General features: G+C 45.0%; 14 protein-coding genes. 4 read left to right on the forward strand and 10 right to left on the reverse strand.

Annotation, left to right across the window (positions count from 1 at the left end; all coding sequences use genetic code 11):
• Nucleotides 1–25: 25 nt before the first annotated feature.
• Complete coding sequence (locus NDJ01_RS05380) at nucleotides 26–1,060, forward strand: NADP(H)-dependent aldo-keto reductase (protein WP_047009105.1); 1,035 nt, start codon at nucleotides 26–28, stop codon at nucleotides 1,058–1,060.
• A gap of 134 nt (nucleotides 1,061–1,194) precedes the next feature.
• Here NDJ01_RS05380 and NDJ01_RS05385 read toward each other — a convergent pair whose 3' ends face one another.
• From NDJ01_RS05385 to xerD, 7 genes are all read right to left on the reverse strand, one after another.
• Nucleotides 1,195–1,446 carry a hypothetical protein gene (locus NDJ01_RS05385; RefSeq protein ID WP_005397324.1) on the reverse strand — a complete coding sequence of 84 codons (252 nt, stop codon included), beginning with the start codon at nucleotides 1,444–1,446 and terminating at the stop codon, nucleotides 1,195–1,197.
• Between the two features lie 528 nt (nucleotides 1,447–1,974).
• Nucleotides 1,975–3,309, reverse strand: coding sequence for a cyclic-di-GMP-binding transcriptional regulator VpsR (vpsR, locus tag NDJ01_RS05390; protein WP_046873964.1), 1,335 nt, complete (start codon nucleotides 3,307–3,309; stop codon nucleotides 1,975–1,977).
• Nucleotides 3,310–3,553: 244 nt separating this feature from the next.
• Nucleotides 3,554–5,071, reverse strand: coding sequence for a lysine--tRNA ligase (gene lysS / locus NDJ01_RS05395; protein ID WP_005397328.1), 1,518 nt, complete (start codon nucleotides 5,069–5,071; stop codon nucleotides 3,554–3,556).
• 34 nt (nucleotides 5,072–5,105) lie between these two features.
• Nucleotides 5,106–6,204, reverse strand: a protein-coding gene (prfB, locus tag NDJ01_RS05400; RefSeq protein WP_100068604.1) for a peptide chain release factor 2 whose coding sequence is annotated in 2 segments (ribosomal slippage) — nucleotides 5,106–6,128 and nucleotides 6,130–6,204 — 1,098 coding nt in all. Because the reading frame shifts where the segments join, the coding sequence is not laid out codon by codon here.
• Between the two features lie 173 nt (nucleotides 6,205–6,377).
• The gene (recJ, locus tag NDJ01_RS05405; protein ID WP_258586403.1) at nucleotides 6,378–8,117 is read right to left on the reverse strand and encodes a single-stranded-DNA-specific exonuclease RecJ; all 1,740 of its coding nucleotides are present in this window, start codon (nucleotides 8,115–8,117) and stop codon (nucleotides 6,378–6,380) included.
• A gap of 44 nt (nucleotides 8,118–8,161) precedes the next feature.
• Entirely contained in the window at nucleotides 8,162–8,950 is a 789-nt protein-coding gene (gene dsbC / locus NDJ01_RS05410) for a bifunctional protein-disulfide isomerase/oxidoreductase DsbC (RefSeq protein WP_258586404.1), read from the reverse strand.
• A gap of 59 nt (nucleotides 8,951–9,009) precedes the next feature.
• Entirely contained in the window at nucleotides 9,010–9,927 is a 918-nt protein-coding gene (gene xerD, locus NDJ01_RS05415) for a site-specific tyrosine recombinase XerD (RefSeq protein WP_005397336.1), read from the reverse strand.
• A gap of 158 nt (nucleotides 9,928–10,085) precedes the next feature.
• Between xerD and fldB the strand changes: the two genes are divergently transcribed.
• Nucleotides 10,086–10,604: a flavodoxin FldB gene (fldB, locus tag NDJ01_RS05420; protein ID WP_005397338.1), complete on the forward strand. Its 519-nt coding sequence runs from the start codon at nucleotides 10,086–10,088 to the stop codon at nucleotides 10,602–10,604.
• A gap of 86 nt (nucleotides 10,605–10,690) precedes the next feature.
• On the opposite strand, the gene brnQ is transcribed toward fldB, so the two are convergent.
• On the reverse strand, nucleotides 10,691–12,001 hold the full coding sequence (brnQ, locus tag NDJ01_RS05425; protein ID WP_006742676.1) for a branched-chain amino acid transport system II carrier protein: 1,311 nt from the start codon (nucleotides 11,999–12,001) through the stop codon (nucleotides 10,691–10,693).
• A 330-nt stretch (nucleotides 12,002–12,331) separates the two neighbouring features.
• Between brnQ and NDJ01_RS05430 the strand changes: the two genes are divergently transcribed.
• On the forward strand, nucleotides 12,332–13,051 hold the full coding sequence (locus tag NDJ01_RS05430) for a tRNA1(Val) (adenine(37)-N6)-methyltransferase (RefSeq protein WP_258586405.1): 720 nt from the start codon (nucleotides 12,332–12,334) through the stop codon (nucleotides 13,049–13,051).
• Between the two features lie 107 nt (nucleotides 13,052–13,158).
• Nucleotides 13,159–14,382, forward strand: coding sequence for an ATP-dependent RNA helicase SrmB (gene srmB / locus NDJ01_RS05435; RefSeq protein ID WP_005396291.1), 1,224 nt, complete (start codon nucleotides 13,159–13,161; stop codon nucleotides 14,380–14,382).
• 109 nt (nucleotides 14,383–14,491) lie between these two features.
• On the opposite strand, the gene yaaA is transcribed toward srmB, so the two are convergent.
• Together yaaA and NDJ01_RS05445 are read right to left on the reverse strand one after the other, a co-directional pair.
• Nucleotides 14,492–15,268: a peroxide stress protein YaaA gene (gene yaaA / locus NDJ01_RS05440; protein WP_012842137.1), complete on the reverse strand. Its 777-nt coding sequence runs from the start codon at nucleotides 15,266–15,268 to the stop codon at nucleotides 14,492–14,494.
• A gap of 111 nt (nucleotides 15,269–15,379) precedes the next feature.
• The gene (locus NDJ01_RS05445) at nucleotides 15,380–16,813 is read right to left on the reverse strand and encodes a sodium:alanine symporter family protein (protein ID WP_012842138.1); all 1,434 of its coding nucleotides are present in this window, start codon (nucleotides 16,811–16,813) and stop codon (nucleotides 15,380–15,382) included.
• Nucleotides 16,814–17,221: the final 408 nt, after the last annotated feature.

Genomic DNA, 17,221 nt, shown 5'->3' on the forward strand with positions numbered 1-17,221 from the left:
GTCGGTAACTCTTCAAGGACGTGATATGCAATACACAAAACTACCGCACTCATCACTTGAGATCAGTAAAATCTGCCTCGGAACCATGACGTTTGGCGAGCAAAATACAGAAAAGGACGCCTTTGAACAGCTCGACTTTGCCCTTGATCATGGGGTGAATTTCATTGATACCGCAGAGATGTACCCTGTACCTCCCAAAGCGGAAACGCAAGGACTCACCGAGCAATACATCGGGAATTGGTTAGCAAAGAGCGGCAAACGTGAAAAAGTTGTGCTGGCAACAAAAGTGGCTGGCCCTCGCGGTGTCCCTCACATCCGAGACAACATGAGCCTTAATCGTCGCCACATCCATACAGCAATTGATGACAGCCTTAACCGCCTGCAAACGGATTATGTCGATTTATACCAATTACATTGGCCTCAACGTCAAACTAACTGCTTTGGTCAACTCAACTACCCTTACCCAGACAAGCAAGAAGAAGTCACATTAATTGAAACCTTGGAAGCGCTGACTGAGCTAGTGAATGCAGGCAAAGTACGCTACATCGGTGTATCAAACGAAACGCCATGGGGTGTGATGTCATTACTGCGTTTAGCTGAAAAGCATGATTTGCCACGCATTGTCTCGATTCAAAACCCATATAACTTGTTGAACCGCAGCTTTGAAGTGGGCTTGTCTGAAATCAGCCACTATGAAGGTGTCCAGCTACTGGCCTACTCTCCACTGGCATTTGGCTGCCTAAGCGGCAAATACTTGAATGGTGAGAGACCAGAGGGTGCTCGATGCACGAAGTGGGAGCGTTTTGCGCGCTACTTTACTCCTCAGGGGATAAAAGCGACCGAAGCTTACGTCAATTTAGCCCAAGAGCATGGTTTGGATCCTGCACAAATGGCACTCGCATTTGTCAATCAGCGCCCATTTGTAGCATCTAATATTATCGGCGCGACCAACCTCGACCAATTAAAAGCCAACATCGACAGTATCGACCTAAAACTAAGCGATGAGCTCCTTACTGAGATTCAAGCAATTGGTACAACCTACTCGAATCCATGCCCTTAACAGTAAAGCTCCCCTCAAACGAAAACAGCTGACCTTCAAGGTCAGCTGTTTATCAAATGAAGTATGACTTCATATCGCACGTTAAGCGTGTTGAATGACTTGATAGCAACTCAGTCAGTCCAACACGCTAACGATTACGTCATTATTCGCGACGTTAAAACTCGACGAAGGTGACGAACTCGACGTTCAACTTTTACTGCATCCGGAACATTGGCGCGTGTGGAACGACCATCGCTATCTAAACCAATATCTCTCAATAAATGAACATTCGTCCATGGAACATCATGAGCAGTGCGACGTATGGTTCGCTGCCATTGCTTTTCTTCGCGTTTAAGGTCTGCTTTCAATAGCAAAGTGGCCAGTTGTAGGTAAATAGAGTGACGCATAATATTTTCTCCGATTATCGATGTATTCGACTGGGAAAAATAGTGCGTAAAATGAACAGAGGCGCTCTGTTGATACTAAGCCGCTACTTTTCCGCAGCCTAGTAATAAATAAGATAGGTTACGGATTAATTTTTATCTTGTGAGCCAGTGGTATTGGTATCATCCGACTTAAGAGTCATCGGAGCGATAGGCATACGATCAGCGCAAGCAGTGGTGTTAACAACGTAATGTTTCATCTTGCGCCTCCTAGCTAAAAATTAATCCGTTTATGAAAGGTATAACTCATTGAGTTACGGTTAAATTGTAAGCTTTGATGAATATATATCAAACATTTTTTGTCTTTTTGATTAAAAACAAATCAATACACCGCAATTCAGTTTCATATACTTTTCTATATAACATATTCACCTAGGGAATATATGAAATTACGGATTTTATAAATCAAACTGAATACAAAACAAAAAGAGCGGCTTTGTAGCCGCTCTTTCACTGATATTCATTCACCAATTTAACTTCAGAAAGAACAAATCACATGGCTTGATCAGAAATCAAATTATGTTTGTTCAGTAGTCGATACATCGTCGCGCGTGAAACACCAAGCTCCTTCGCCGCATTCGAAACTTGACCAGAATGAGATTCCAAAACAACCAGTAACGCGTCACGCTCACTCTTCTCACGAATCGATTTCAAACTACGCTTTGAGTCATTACGCTGAGGCAAATCTAGGTGATGCTCTTCAATCATTACGCTGTCAGACATCAGAACCGCTCGTTTCACTTGGTTCATCAACTCACGTACGTTACCTGGCCAGAAATAACGTGTCAGTGCCTTGAGTGCATCCTCAGAAAAGCTTTTTGCTTGCGAGTTATACTCTTTAGAAAACTCTTGTAAGTAGTAGCGCGCTAACAAAGAAATATCGCTCGCGCGCTCTTTTAAGCTCGGGACATTAATGCGTAATACGTTAATGTAGTGATAAAGCTCTTCATTAAAATCTCCGTCAATCAAGGCTTTTTCTACATCTGACGAGTTAGCCGCAAGGATGCGCACATTGACAGCTTTTACACCATCTTTGGTATCAATGGTGCCTTCTTGCAAGAATCTCAGCAGATTCATTTGTTGCTCTTTTGAGATGGTAAGAATGTCATTAAACAACACCGTACCGCCATCCGCTTGTTCGAGCATGCATGCTTCCATATCTTCATCGGCGTTAATACCAAATACTTCCGCCTGGAAACGTTGCTCATTGAGCGCGCGACAGTTAATTGCCATAAACGGTTTATGGGAGCGTGAAGAGACTTTGTGGATAGCGCGAGCAACCGCTTCTTTACCTGTACCACTTTCCCCAGAAATCAGAATACTGACGTCCGTCGGACCGATTCGCTTTACTTGATCGCGTAAACGCTTCATCGGGATAGATTCACCGATCAGCCCCATGTCTAAGCTGCTACCAAAACTAGGCCAAACTTTTTTCTCCAACTTGAGCATACCAAGCTGGTGACCAATCGTGCTTAAAAGTTGGGCATCCGGGATTGGCGCAGTGAAAAAGTCGATACAAAAGTTAACAATGAACTGGCATATGGTGTCGGTGCCAAGCTGAGATTCACGAATAAACGCTAACCAACGCACGTGTTTGTGAGAACTGACTAAGTTCGCCAAACCGTTCAAGCTGAATTCGTCATGGCTGAGATCGACAATACCGATACATGGACCAATATCCTCTAACAACGTATTAGCTTTGCGTAAGTCACCCACTTGGTGACACTTCCAGCCCACTTGCTCAAGTACTGATAACCAAGGCTCATAAGTACCGCCAACTACCACAAGCGATCCCGGGATGGAATCCATCTTAAACTGCCCAGCCATTCTCTAACCCTTTTTCATTGTTAATAGAAATTTTGCGCCACAAACCTATCTTTGCGAGCGGGTAACATTATCGAGACTCCGCGCCCCCACGTCTGTCTCAGTATTAAGACTATGCAATAGATTGAGATTTGGCGAATGTTTATTTGCATATCCTATTAAAAAGCAAATGCAACAACTTGAACTTATTTAACTAAAAGGCATAAAAAAACCACCCGAAGGTGGTTTTTTTGATCATCCTGCCAAATTACGCTTGTGGGCGCATTGCTGGGAATAGGATCACGTCACGGATAGTGTGCGTGTTAGTCAGTAGCATAACCAGACGGTCGATACCGATACCTTGGCCTGCCGTTGGTGGTAGGCCGTGCTCTAGTGCAGTGATGTAATCTGCATCGTAGAACATAGCTTCGTCATCACCAGACTCTTTAGCTTCAACCTGTGCTTTAAAGCGCGCGTCTTGATCTTCTGCATCGTTAAGCTCTGAGAAGCCATTCGCTACTTCACGACCGCCGATGAAAAATTCAAAGCGGTCTGTAAAGAACGGGTTGTCATCGCTACGGCGAGCCAGTGGAGAGATGTCCGCTGGGTAGCCAGTGATGAACGTTGGCTGCATTAGCTTAGGTTCTGCTGTTTCACCGAAGATTTCTTCTAGAAGCTGACCACATGTCCAGAAGTCTTCTACTTCAACATGTACTGATTTCGCGATAGAAACCATCAGTTCACGGTTTTGTAGATCTTCTTCGGTTAGCGCTTGGATTTGCGCGTGATCTGGGTTGTACTGCTTGATTGCTTCAAACATGCTCATACGAGTGTAAGTGCCACCAAATTCAACCGTTTCATCACCGTAAGGCATTGATGTTGAACCTAGAACTTCTTGCGCTACCGAGCTTAGTAGTTCTTCAGTAAAGTCCATCAGATCTTTGTAATCCGCGTACGCCATGTAGAATTCCATCATAGTGAATTCTGGGTTATGACGTGGAGAAAGACCTTCGTTACGGAAGTTACGGTTAATTTCGAATACGCGATCGAAGCCACCAACCACTAGACGCTTCAGGTACAACTCAGGTGCAATACGTAGGTACATTGGCATGTCTAGCGCGTTGTGATGCGTGATGAATGGGCGTGCACTTGCACCACCAGGGATCACGTGCATCATCGGCGTTTCTACTTCCATGAACTGTTTTGAGATCATGAAGTTACGAATTGCAGACATTACTTTAGAACGTACAATAAATGCTTTACGTGAATCTTCGTTCACAATCAGATCAACGTAACGCTGACGGTAACGCATTTCTTGGTCAGTAAGACCGTGGAACTTCTCAGGAAGTGGACGAAGTGCTTTAGTTAGCAACTCGTATTCTTCCATGTTCACGTATAGGTCACCCTTACCAGATTTGTGCAGCGCACCTTTAACACCGATGATGTCACCGATATCAAGACCTTGGTATTTCTCTTTTAGCTCTTTTTGTACGTCTTTAGCAGCGTAAGCTTGGATACGGCCAGATGTTTCTTGAATTACTAGGAATGGACCACGCTTAGCCATAATACGGCCAGCAATTGCAACCACGTGGTTAAGCTCTTCTAGCTCTTCCTTCGTCTTTTCACCGAACTCTTTTTGAAGGTCGCCCGCTAGTGCGTCACGACGGAAGTCGTTTGGGTGGCCGTTTGCTTTGCAGCTCTTTCGGATTTCATCCAGTTTAGCGCGGCGTTCAGCAATCAGCTTATTTTCTTCTAGTACAGTTTCGTTTTGAACAGCATCAGTCATTTTCGATGTATCCTGTTTTTGTCGGTGAAAAGCTTTATAGGCCTGATTTCAGGCTAGCTTCAATAAATTTGTCCAGATCGCCATCAAGAACCGCTTGAGTATTACGGTTTTCAATGCCCGTACGGAGGTCCTTAATACGTGAGTCATCCAATACGTAAGAACGGATCTGGCTACCCCAGCCAATGTCAGACTTAGCGTCTTCATTAGCTTGTTTTTCCGCGTTTTGCTTTTGCAATTCAAGCTCAAATAGCTTCGCTCGAAGCTGTTTCATTGCCTGATCTTTGTTCTTATGTTGAGAACGGTCATTCTGACACTGAACCACGGTGTTCGTTGGTACGTGCGTAATACGTACCGCAGATTCTGTGGTGTTGACGTGCTGACCACCTGCGCCTGACGCACGGTAAACGTCGATGCGTAGGTCAGAAGGATTAATGTCGATGTCGATGTTTTCATCAATCTCTGGATAGATAAACGCAGACGCAAATGACGTATGGCGACGGCCGCCTGAATCGAACGGAGATTTACGAACAAGACGATGAACGCCCGTTTCAGTGCGCAACCAACCGTAGGCATACTCACCAGAGATGCGAACTGTTGCCGACTTAAGACCCGCAACTTCACCTTCAGAGACTTCAATCACTTCAGCTTTGAAGCCCTTCGCCTCTGCCCAGCGTAGGTACATACGCAGCAGCATGTTGGTCCAGTCTTGTGCTTCCGTACCACCAGAGCCAGCTTGCAAATCGATGTAGCAATCTGAACTATCATGGTCGCCCGAGAACATACGACGGAATTCAAGCTTTTCTAGCTTCTCTTCCAACTCAGCAAGTTCTGGTTCAATTTCGTCAAATGTTTCTTGATCTTCTTCTTCTACAGCCAGCTCAAGAAGACCTTCTACGTCTTCTACACCTTGCTCTAGTTGATCAATAGTTTCAACAACCGCTTCTAGCGATGCACGCTCTTTACCCAGTGCTTGTGCACGTTCAGGTTCGTTCCATACATCGGGTTGTTCAAGCTCTGCGTTGACTTCTTCTAGACGCTCTTTCTTCGCGTCATAGTCAAAGATACCCCCTCAGGACATTTGTGCGCTGAGACACGTCCTGCAGACGGTTTTTAATTGGATTGATTTCAAACATGTTTACTCAACATTTTAGAATAGAATTTAACCGAGAAATTCTACTGAAAAATGTGACCGAGATACAGGAAAATTTCGGATGAGAAATCAGATTGCGGTTAGAGAGAGCACGGTCATAAAATTTTACACCCTCTTAGGGGCAACCGTACTCTATAAGAAAGGTTAATCTAGATATTACTTAGCTTCGATATGATCGATCATCAATTGCAGTGATTGATTACCACGAAATTCATTCACATCCAATTTGTAAGCTAAACGTACCGTTTTAACTGATGCATCCGGCCAGCGACGCAAATCGACATTAAATGCAATGCCATCGATCATCACATTGGTAGGATGACTTTTGTAAAGCGGCTCTAACATCAATTTAAGATGCTTCTCACCCACCAGCTTTTGATGCAACACTTTAAACTCACCATCAAAGATCGGTTCAGGGAAGGCTTGTCCAAAAGGGCCACCAGACCGTAGCTGTTCAGCGACATGCATAGAGAATTCTTCAGGCTTAAGTTCACCATCTGACATGATCACGCCTTTTAGCGCCGCTTCATCGAGTTCCTTTTTTACCACTTCATCAAATAAACGGCTGAAACGTTCGAAATCCTGCTCTTTAATTGTTAAGCCTGCCGCCATCGCGTGACCACCAAATTTGATGATCAAACCTGGGTTTTGCGTGTCGATGAAATCCAACGCATCACGCATGTGTAACCCCGGAATAGAACGACACGAGCCCTTAATTGTCCCTTCTCCGCCATCAGCAAATGCGATGACTGGACGGTGAAACTTCTCTTTGATGCGCGAGGCCAAAATACCAATCACACCTTGGTGCCAATCACGTTGGAACAAGGCTAATCCGTAAGGAAGCTCACTGCCTTCACCAAACTGAAGACGTTCGCAGAAAGCCATCGCTTCTTGCTTCATGCCTTCTTCAATCTCTTTACGAGTTTGGTTCAAACCATCCAGTTCACTTGCCATACGACGAGCGGCGTGAATGTTGTTACACATCAACAGTTCAACACCAAATGACATGTCATCAAGGCGACCAGCAGCATTGATACGAGGACCTAAAGCAAAACCAAAATCGGACGCCACCAAACGACGCGCATCACGCTTCGCGACCTCAATCAATGCTTGAATGCCAGGGCGCGCTTTGCCCGCACGAATACGTTGCAAGCCTTGGTGTACAAGAATGCGGTTGTTTTCATCCAATGGCACGACGTCGGCGACGGTACCCAGTGCAACAAGGTCAATCAGTTCCATCAACTTAGGCTCTTGCATCCCCTGTTCTGCAAACCAATTGTGTTTTCGCATATGAACGCATAGTGCCATCATGAGATAAAATGCGACCCCGACACCAGCGAGCGCTTTAGACGGAAAATGACAGCTCTCAAGGTTTGGGTTCACCATTGCATCTACATCAGGCAACACTTGTCCCGGTAAGTGGTGATCGGTAACGAGCATGGTAATGCCGTTTTCTTTTGCGTAACGCACGCCTTCGATTGATGACACACCGTTATCTACCGTCATGATCATCTCAGCGCCAAGCTCTAATGCCTGGTCAACGACTTCTGGGCTTAACCCATAACCGTCTTCAAAACGATTCGGCACTAGGTAGTCCACATTGTGACTACCAAGCATACGCAGCGCGAGCACCGACAATGCAGAGCTCGTCGCACCATCAGCGTCAAAATCACCGACAACGATGATGCGTTTTTGTTCTTTTATTGCCTGAAACAAAAGCTCGACCGCTTGCTCAATCCCCCCGAGTTTTTGGTAAGAATGCAAACCACGAGCTGACGTTTCTAGTTGCGCAGGATCCGTAATCCCACGGTTGATGTAGATACGTTTGAGAATCGGAGGAATGGAATCAGGAAGAAGGGAAAGATCAGGTTCAGGACGTCGTTGAATTTCTATCATGCTTGAAAAGAGCCGGCGACTTTGCCGGCTCTGCTCCTAAAGGATTATTGTTGCTTTAAACGTTTCAATAGCTCTGCAGGTGGTAGGTAACCGCCAACCATTTCGCCATTCGGTAAGAAGATCGCTGGCGTACCAGAAATTCCCAATTGGCGGCCTAGATTGTAATGTGATTGGATGGTTTCTTTACACTGTTTTAAGTCTTTCGCAGGGTTATCAAACGTACGATTCACTTTCGCGTTGTGCATTGCCGACTTTGGATCTTCAGCACACCAAATCGTCGCCATTTGCTCTGCCACTGGGCCAGTAGCACCTTGGCGAGGGTAAGCCATGTAACGCACTGTAATGCCTAGATCGTTATAGCCTTGCATTTGGCTGTGCAGACGCACACAGTAACCACAAGTGATATCAGTAAATACCGTCACAGCATATTTTTCATCGTCGGCTTTGTATTCAATCATGCTATCGGAGAACTGCGCGATTTTCTCCGCATTAAGCGGCGCTTGGCGCTCTGCAATGACATCTTTGTAACTACCATCGTCATTGATGGCATAAAGCGTACCGGCGATAAAATGGCTACCATCATTTGAAGCAAACAAGATCCCGCCACTAGTTTGGATTTCCAATAAACCAGCAACTTCTGATGGCTGAATATCAACGATAGATAAACCAAGCTTTGAGAACTTAGTTTTTAATGCTGCTTCATCAAAATTGCTTTGCGCAGCTTGCGCCACTTGCTGTGCAGGAGTGTCCGTTTTAGCCTGACTTTCTTCTGCACCACACGCGGTAACAAAAAATGGTAAAGTCAGCAGAGTTAGTCGGCGTAATACGCTCATGAAATTCACCTTAATATAAAATCGTTTTTCCAAGAAGACATGGATGAATCTAACCATTGTTATGCTCTTGGGTGGTGTTGACTGTGGATCTGCTTCAATCGTTCAGTCGCCACGTGAGTATAAATTTGCGTGGTCGATAAGTCACTATGTCCTAATAGCATCTGTACGACCCTGAGATCTGCGCCATAGTTCAATAAATGCGTGGCAAAGGCATGACGCAGTACGTGCGGCGACAACTGTTCAGTGTCAATCCCTGCTATCAAAGCATAGTACTTAATACGGTGCCAAAACGTCTGACGAGTCATTTGCCTTGCGCGTTTGCTAGGAAAAACAATATCAGATGATGTATCACCAAGTAACGCAGGGCGCCCTTGTTGAATAAACGTCTCGATCCAATCTACCGCGTTCTCCCCCATTGGCACTAAGCGCTCTTTACCGCCTTTACCTGTGACACGCACAACACCTTGACGCAAACTGATGTTTTCCATAGTTAAACTGACCAATTCCGTCACACGCAAACCAGTTGCATACAGCAGTTCCAGCATCGCTTTATCCCGCAATTCCACAGGATCATTCGGGTCTGGCGCTTCGAGCAAGGCGTCCACTTGCTCTTCACTAATATCTTTGGGCAAGCGTTGTGGCAGTTTAGGACTGACCAAGAGCGCACTCGGATCATCAGCACGTACTTTCTCACGATGCAGATATTGGAATAAACGGCGAATTGCCGACAACATACGCGCACGGGACGTCTGCTTGTAATCCAAGTCTACAAGGTAGCTTTGGTATTCTTGCAAGCCAGACAAACTAATGAAATCAAGACGGTAGCGATGTTTCTCCATCCACGTGAGCAGCTTCATCAAATCATTTCGATAGGAAGCCAGCGTGTTCTCTGATAGCCCACGCTCCATCCACATCGCATCTAAGAATTGTTCAACAAGCGAAAAATCTTGTTGATTGACAGGCTGTTGTGCCGTCATGAACGCTTCCTTATCTGTTTATATTTACAGTACTTAGATTAAGGCACCTACCGATCCAATACCATAAAAAAATCATCCCGCTTAGGATATTCGCTGCAATCTTCCTCAATTTATGGTTAGAATCTTCCACAACAGCAATACAAATAACGATGAATATAATGAAAATCGGACTCTTTTACGGCTCAACGACCTGCTACACCGAAATGGCAGCAGAGAAAATTCGTACCATTATTGGTGAAGACCTTGTCGACATTCACAATGTGAAAGAGACACCGTTATCACTAATGGCAGACTACGACTTATTACTCCTTGGCATCTCAACTTGGGACTTTGGTGAAATCCAAGAAGATTGGAACGCGATTTGGCAAGACATCGCAACAACACCATTAAAAGGTAAAGTTGTCGCGCTGTTTGGTCTGGGTGACCAAGAAGGCTACGGTGAGTGGTATTTGGACGCGATGGGCTTACTTCACGATGAATTACAAGCGACCGGCGCAACCTTTATCGGTTACTGGCCAAATGAAGGCTACGAATTTGAAGCATCGAAAGCACTGATTGAAGATGGCAGCAAGTTTGTTGGACTAGCGTTAGATGAAGACTCGCAGTACGAACTGAGTGATGAGCGCATCGAAAAATGGTGTGAACAAGTTCTTGTAGAGTTCCACGACACACTTTAATAGTGTGAACGCTTCAAAGATAAAAAAATAAAAAGCCCGATGAAGTCATTCATCGGGCTTTTTAATATCTTGATAGTGCGAAGTTATTACGCTGTTTCTTGTGCTAGCTCTGGACGAGGTTTCGCGATGAAGAACATGCACACAATAGCCGCAAATGTTGGAAGCACCCAACCCATGCCCACTTCGAATAGTGGCAACATGTTAAACGCAGAAACATCAACACCCGATACTTTTGCCGCATCAACCAACGCAAACAGCAGAGATACAAGCAGTACCGCGCGGTAAGCAAAACGTGGATTTGGCAGTTTGCTGCGTACAAATGTTAGTGCAACCAACGCAATCGCCACAGGGTACAGCGCAAACAATACTGGCACTGACAGAGAAATCAGTTGTGCAAGGCCGACATTCGCAACCAACGCACAAACAGACCCGTTAATAAGTACCCATTGCTTGTATGACAGTGGCGTTTTTGAGCTGAAGAAGTCTGAACACGCAGAAATCAAGCCAATAGCCGTTGTCAAACACGCTAGTAATACAATGACAGACAGAACGATTTGACCGTATGGACCAAACAGCGCTTGAACGTATTGGCTAAGTACCAGACCACCGTTATCTGCACCAGCAGCAACAGTTGCACTCGTCGCGCCCAAGTAGAATAGTGAGATGTAAACAAACGCAAGACCGGCAGCTGCAATACAACCTGCATAGATCAGATACTTAGTGGTTGCAGAACGCTCAGTAATGCCTTTACCGCGCAGTGCATCAACCATCAGCATGCCAAACATCAATGACGCGAACGTATCCATTGTGTTGTAGCCTTCTAAGAAGCCTTTGGTCAATGGTTGCGTTAAGTACTCACCGTGCGCGCCCAGCATGTCACCTTGAGGATCAATAAATACCGCGACAGCAAGAATGATCAAACCCACGAACAATGCCGGCGTCAGTACTTTACCGATAAGATCAATCAAACGGCCTTGGAACCATGAGAACATCATCGCCGCAATAAAGAAGATCACTGAAAATGCAGTGAGATGCGTTTGTGACGCTTCAAGGAAGAAAGGTTTCACCGCCATCTCGTAAGCCACTAGGCCAGTACGAGGCGCAGCAAACGCAGGACCGATGATGATGAAGATCAACGCAGCCATAATAACCGCTGCTTTTTTCGGAAGGTCTTGCGTTAAGTGATCCCAAGAACCACCAGCTACAGCAATAGCAACGATAGTAATAAGAGGTAGACCTACCGCTGTTAGCAAGAAACCAAACATCGCTGGCATTAAGTTTTCACCGGCTAGCTGACCCGCTAGAGGTGGAAAGATGATATTGCCCGCACCCAAAAAGAACGCAAATAGCATAAAGCCTACTGCGATAATATCTGTTAGTTTTAACGTCTGCTTCACAGATAACCCTTGTCTTTTAATTAATGAATGTTGTGTATGCTTAGACCACTTTTTGTATACCTAAAGTCAATAAGTACACGTGGTTCAATCTATAAAATTTTCGCCGCATAATGACGAAAGACTCATCATTTGGCAACCTTTAAGAAAAAAACACCATATTAATTTAGTTTTCAAACTTAAAAGCAGTGGATATAACCAGATTTAAATAACAGACCAGTTCTTTATCTCGATCAATTAACAATACAATTTAATAACCAACAAAACAACAATCTATACAATTAAGAAACAATAGAGAAATTCACTTAATTATTGAGCAAACATAAAACAATCATGAAGAGCAAAAAACTGAAAACTAAAGGCTTCAATTTTAAGCAATTTTGTATTGAGTGCGGCGAGAGTGGTATGCCCGTCAGCACTGATGGGGTAATGCTTGGTGCTTGGATTCAAAGCCCGAACAACGCTCAAATTCTCGATATTGGCACTGGCACCGGGTTGCTTGCCCTGATGTGTGCCCAACGCTTTACAGAAGCTCAAATAACCGCGGTCGATATTGAATTAACAGCCATTGAAGCTGCGCAAAAAAATGTAGTTCAGTCGCCTTGGTCAGATCGTGTAAGTGTGCATCACATCGACATACTGCACTTTACGCCGACACATCCATTCCAACGCATCGTTTGTAACCCGCCCTACTTCAACAGCGGCGAACAATCGAAACACAGCCAACGTGCAACCGCGAGGCATACTGATACACTAGGCCATAACGTATTGCTGCAGCGTTGCTATCATTTGCTTGATGACGAAGGGAGGGCTAGTTTTGTGTTGCCAATCACCGAAGGCGAGCAGTTCATTGAGCTAGCATTACACCAAGGTTGGTATCTATCGAGGATCTGTCGTGTGCAACCATCAGAAAAGAAACCAGTACATCGACTGTTATTTGAACTGGCGAAGCAGCCTTGCGATACTCAAGAATCACATTTAATAATTCATTCGCATGACGGTTACAGTGACGATTTCGTCCAATTAACCCGCGAGTTTTATCTTAAGATGTGAAATAACATGTGATCCTTATCACCAATCACTTTATAATGTGCGACCTTTTTGTATTCTATGCTGTTGTGGCGAACCATTAACCAAGCTTTGCTTGTGGAGAACTCATTGTGATCAGAACCTTTGCTGAACTTGATCTAGACCAAAACCTACTTGAAGCCATTGAAGAGATGGGTTACGAACGCCCAACAAAAATTCAGGCAGAAGCGATTCCACAAGCGTTGGATGGTCGTGACATTTTAGCGTCAGCGCCAACAGGTACTGGTAAAACGGCAGCCTTCGTCCTGCCTGCATTGCAATACTTGCAAGACTTCCCTCGTCGCAAGCCTGGACCTGCGCGTATTTTGATCCTAACGCCGACGCGCGAATTGGCGATGCAAATCGCCGATCAAGCACGAGCTTTGGCAAAAAACACTAAACTGAACATTTTCACCATCACAGGTGGTGTTCAATACCAAGAGCACGCCGATATCCTTGCGACAACACAAGACATTGTGGTTGCAACGCCTGGCCGTTTAAAAGAATACATTGATGCAGAGCGCTTTGATTGCCGTGCGATTGAATGGTTAATTCTGGATGAAGCAGACCGTATGCTAGATATGGGTTTTGCTCCTACTGTCGATCGTCTATCTAACGAGTGCCGCTGGCGTAAACAAACCCTTCTGTTCTCAGCAACACTAGAGGGTAAAGGCGTAGAAGGCTTTACCGCTGATCTGTTGAATGACCCTGCAGAGATTGATGCAAAATCGCCACTGCGTGAACGTAAGAAGATTGCTCAGTGGTACCACCGTGCTGATGATGCAGAACACAAGCTTGAATTACTAAAACACATTATTACTCAGCAAGCAGAACGCACCATTGTCTTCTTGAAGACACGTGAGCGTTTGGCAGAGCTACGAGCGCAGCTTGAGAGCGCACAGATTCCATGTTCTTGGATTCAAGGTGAAATGCCTCAAGATCGTCGTAACAATGCGATTTCTCGCTTCCGCGATGGTACTGTGAACGTGCTGCTCGCGACAGACGTAGCGGCGCGTGGTATCGACCTTCCGGATGTGTCACACGTTATTAACTACGACATGCCACGCACGGCTGATGTCTACCTTCACCGTATTGGCCGTACGGCTCGTGCGGGTAAGAAAGGTAATGCTATCTCAATCGTAGAAGCACACGACCAACCAATGATGGATCGCGTTGCACGTTACGTGAAAGAAGACATCAAAGAGCGTTTCGTGAAAGAGATGCGTCCAAAACACAAAAAACCTGTGTTTAAGAAGAAAAAGAAAAAAGAAGACAAGAAGAAACCAGCGAAAAAGAAAACCGCTAAGAAGAAATAATTTTGTTAGGGCGAAATAGCCCAAGCTAAAACATAACAAAGGGTTGGCACTGCCAACCCTTTTTCGTTTGTGTTTATTGAGATTAACGTAGACTACGTCTCAATCAGTTTTAGTTTTGCTCTTCGCGTTTAAATACTAACTCTGTTGGTGTCGATTCATCTTCAACAAAGTAGTAACCCGCCGTATCAAACTTAGTCAGGTCTGCCACGCTCTCAATACGGTTTTCGATGATGTAACGCGCCATCATGCCGCGCGCTTTCTTCGCGTAGAAGCTGATGACCTTGTATTGGCCATTCTTACAATCTTTGAATACTGGCGTGATCACTTGCGCATCTAAGTTCTTTGGCTTCACCGCTTTAAAGTATTCATTTGATGCAAGGTTGATAAGGACATTATCACCTTGAGCAGAAATCGCTTCGTTAAGCTTGTCCGTAATAACATTGCCCCAAAACTGGTACAAGTTCGTACCTTTGTCGTTTGCAAGCTTGGTACCCATTTCAAGACGGTATGGCTGCATCAAATCAAGTGGTTTTAGTAAACCATAAAGACCCGATAGCATACGCAGATGATCTTGAGCATATTCGAAGTCCGCCTCAGATAAGGTTTCGGCGTCTAGTCCTGTGTAAACATCACCTTTAAACGCTAGGATCGCTTGTCGTGAGTTTTCTGTGGTAAACGTTTCACTCCACTCTTGAAATCGCCCGACATTCAAATCGGCAATCTTGTCGCTCACTTTCATTAAAGAGGCAACATCAGCAGGAGTCAGTTTGCGGCAAACATCGATAAGCTCTTTTGAGTATTCGACCAACTCAGGTTGAGTAAATTTTTCTGTCGCTAACGGAGACTCGTAATCAAGAGTCTTCGCTGGAGAAACTACGATAAGCATGACTTTCCCTTCTCTAATTCTGTTTTTTAATAGGGTACAAAAAAAGCCATGCATTGTCTGCATGGCTTTTTACATCGTACTAATAGCTTTCAACTATGAGTGATAGCTCACTTAGTCTTTTTTATCGTTGTACCAAATGCCCTCTTCAAGCTGAGATTTCAGCTCAGGGAAGTCATTCGCATCAAACGTTGGTACTTTACCTTCACCAAGTTGGCGGTTGTAATCTTTTGCTAGCTTAATCACGATGCCAGATAGCAAGATGATTGCCACCAAGTTGACTATCGCCATCAGCCCCATCGAAACATCAGCAAGTGACCATACGACTGGGAGCGAAGCAAGTGCACCAAACATCACCATACCAAGAACAACAACGCGGAAAATGCTTAGGCCCGCCTTGTGGTTGTGCTCTAGGAAGATTAGGTTCGTTTCTGCGTACGAGTAGTTCGCGATGATTGATGTAAATGCAAAGAAGAAGATTGCCACGGCAACAAAGATGCCACCCCAATCACCAACTTGCGAGCTCAATGCACGCTGAGTTAGCTCGATACCCGTCACTTCTGTTGCTTGACCGACATACTCACCTGACATCAGGATGATAGCCACTGTCGCTGAACAGATAACGATCGTATCCATAAATACACCTAGCATCTGAACATAACCTTGAGATGCAGGGTGTGGTGGGTAAGGCGTTGCTGAAGCCGCCGCGTTTGGCGCAGAACCCATACCCGCTTCGTTCGAGAATAGACCGCGTTTAATACCGTTAATCATTGCCTGTGCAATCGCGTAGCCAAGACCCCCAGCCGCCGCTTCTTGCAGACCAAATGCACTCTTAAAGATAAGCATTAATACATCAGGTAGCTTCTCTAGATTAGAGAACATGATGAACAGTGCTAGAGCCAAGTAAAGCAGCGCCATGATCGGAACGATCATCTCTGCGACTTTTGCGATACGCTTGATACCACCGAAAATTACAATCGCAGACAGTGCTACAACCGCGATACCAACGTACAGGTCACTCCAACCAAATGCGGTGCTCATTGCATTTGCAATTGAGTTAGCTTGTACGGCGTTGAATACCAAACCAAAAGCGATGATTAGGAAAACTGAGAACAATACGCCCATCCAACGCATGCCCAGGCCTTTTTCCATGTAGTAGGCAGGACCACCACGGTAGTTGCCATCATCATCTTTGGTTTTGTATAGCTGCGCCAGAGTACTCTCTGCAAACGACGTTGCCATACCAAGCATTGCGATCAGCCACATCCAGAAGATCGCGCCAGGACCACCTGCAGTCAATGCAACTGCAACGCCCGCCATGTTACCTGTACCAACACGTGCAGCAAGACTAGTACAAAGCGCTTGGAAAGAAGAAATACCAGCTTTGTCTGCTTTACGACTGTTCTTAAGAACAGAGAACATGTGGCCGAAATGGCGGAACTGAATGAACCCTAATCGAACGGTGAAGTAAATACCAACACCAACAAGAAGATAAACCAGAATCGAACCCCAAAGGAGATCGTTCATCAAATTGATTAAGTCTGTCATGTGTACCTCAAAGTGAGTTGCGCCGGTCTATGCGTCCAAGCCATCCACCAAATTGCCTGCTAAGTGTCAAAGTGTGCTTAGCTTTTTAAGTAATGTTTATGGGCAATCTAGAATCGTAAACGTCGCTTCATGCATCCATTTTACGTACCAGCGTATTTTTTGACGGGCGGATAATGCAACCTAGGAGCGCAAAAATCAATATGCAATCATGATAATAACATTGTTATTTTTCACTATAAAGTCACCAAAAAATAACATAAATGGAAGACTTAACACCCATAAACCGCAACATTTCAATTACCAAATGCCAACATAAATAATTATCACCCACCAAACAGAACGGAGACCCATATAATTAAGACCAAGCTAGTATTCACAAGGTGTTACATAAATTTGCTCTAGTGCCTT

The organism is Vibrio sp. HS-50-1 (assembly GCF_024747315.1).
In the GTDB taxonomy this organism is placed as follows: Bacteria; Pseudomonadota; Gammaproteobacteria; order Enterobacterales; family Vibrionaceae; genus Vibrio; species Vibrio diabolicus.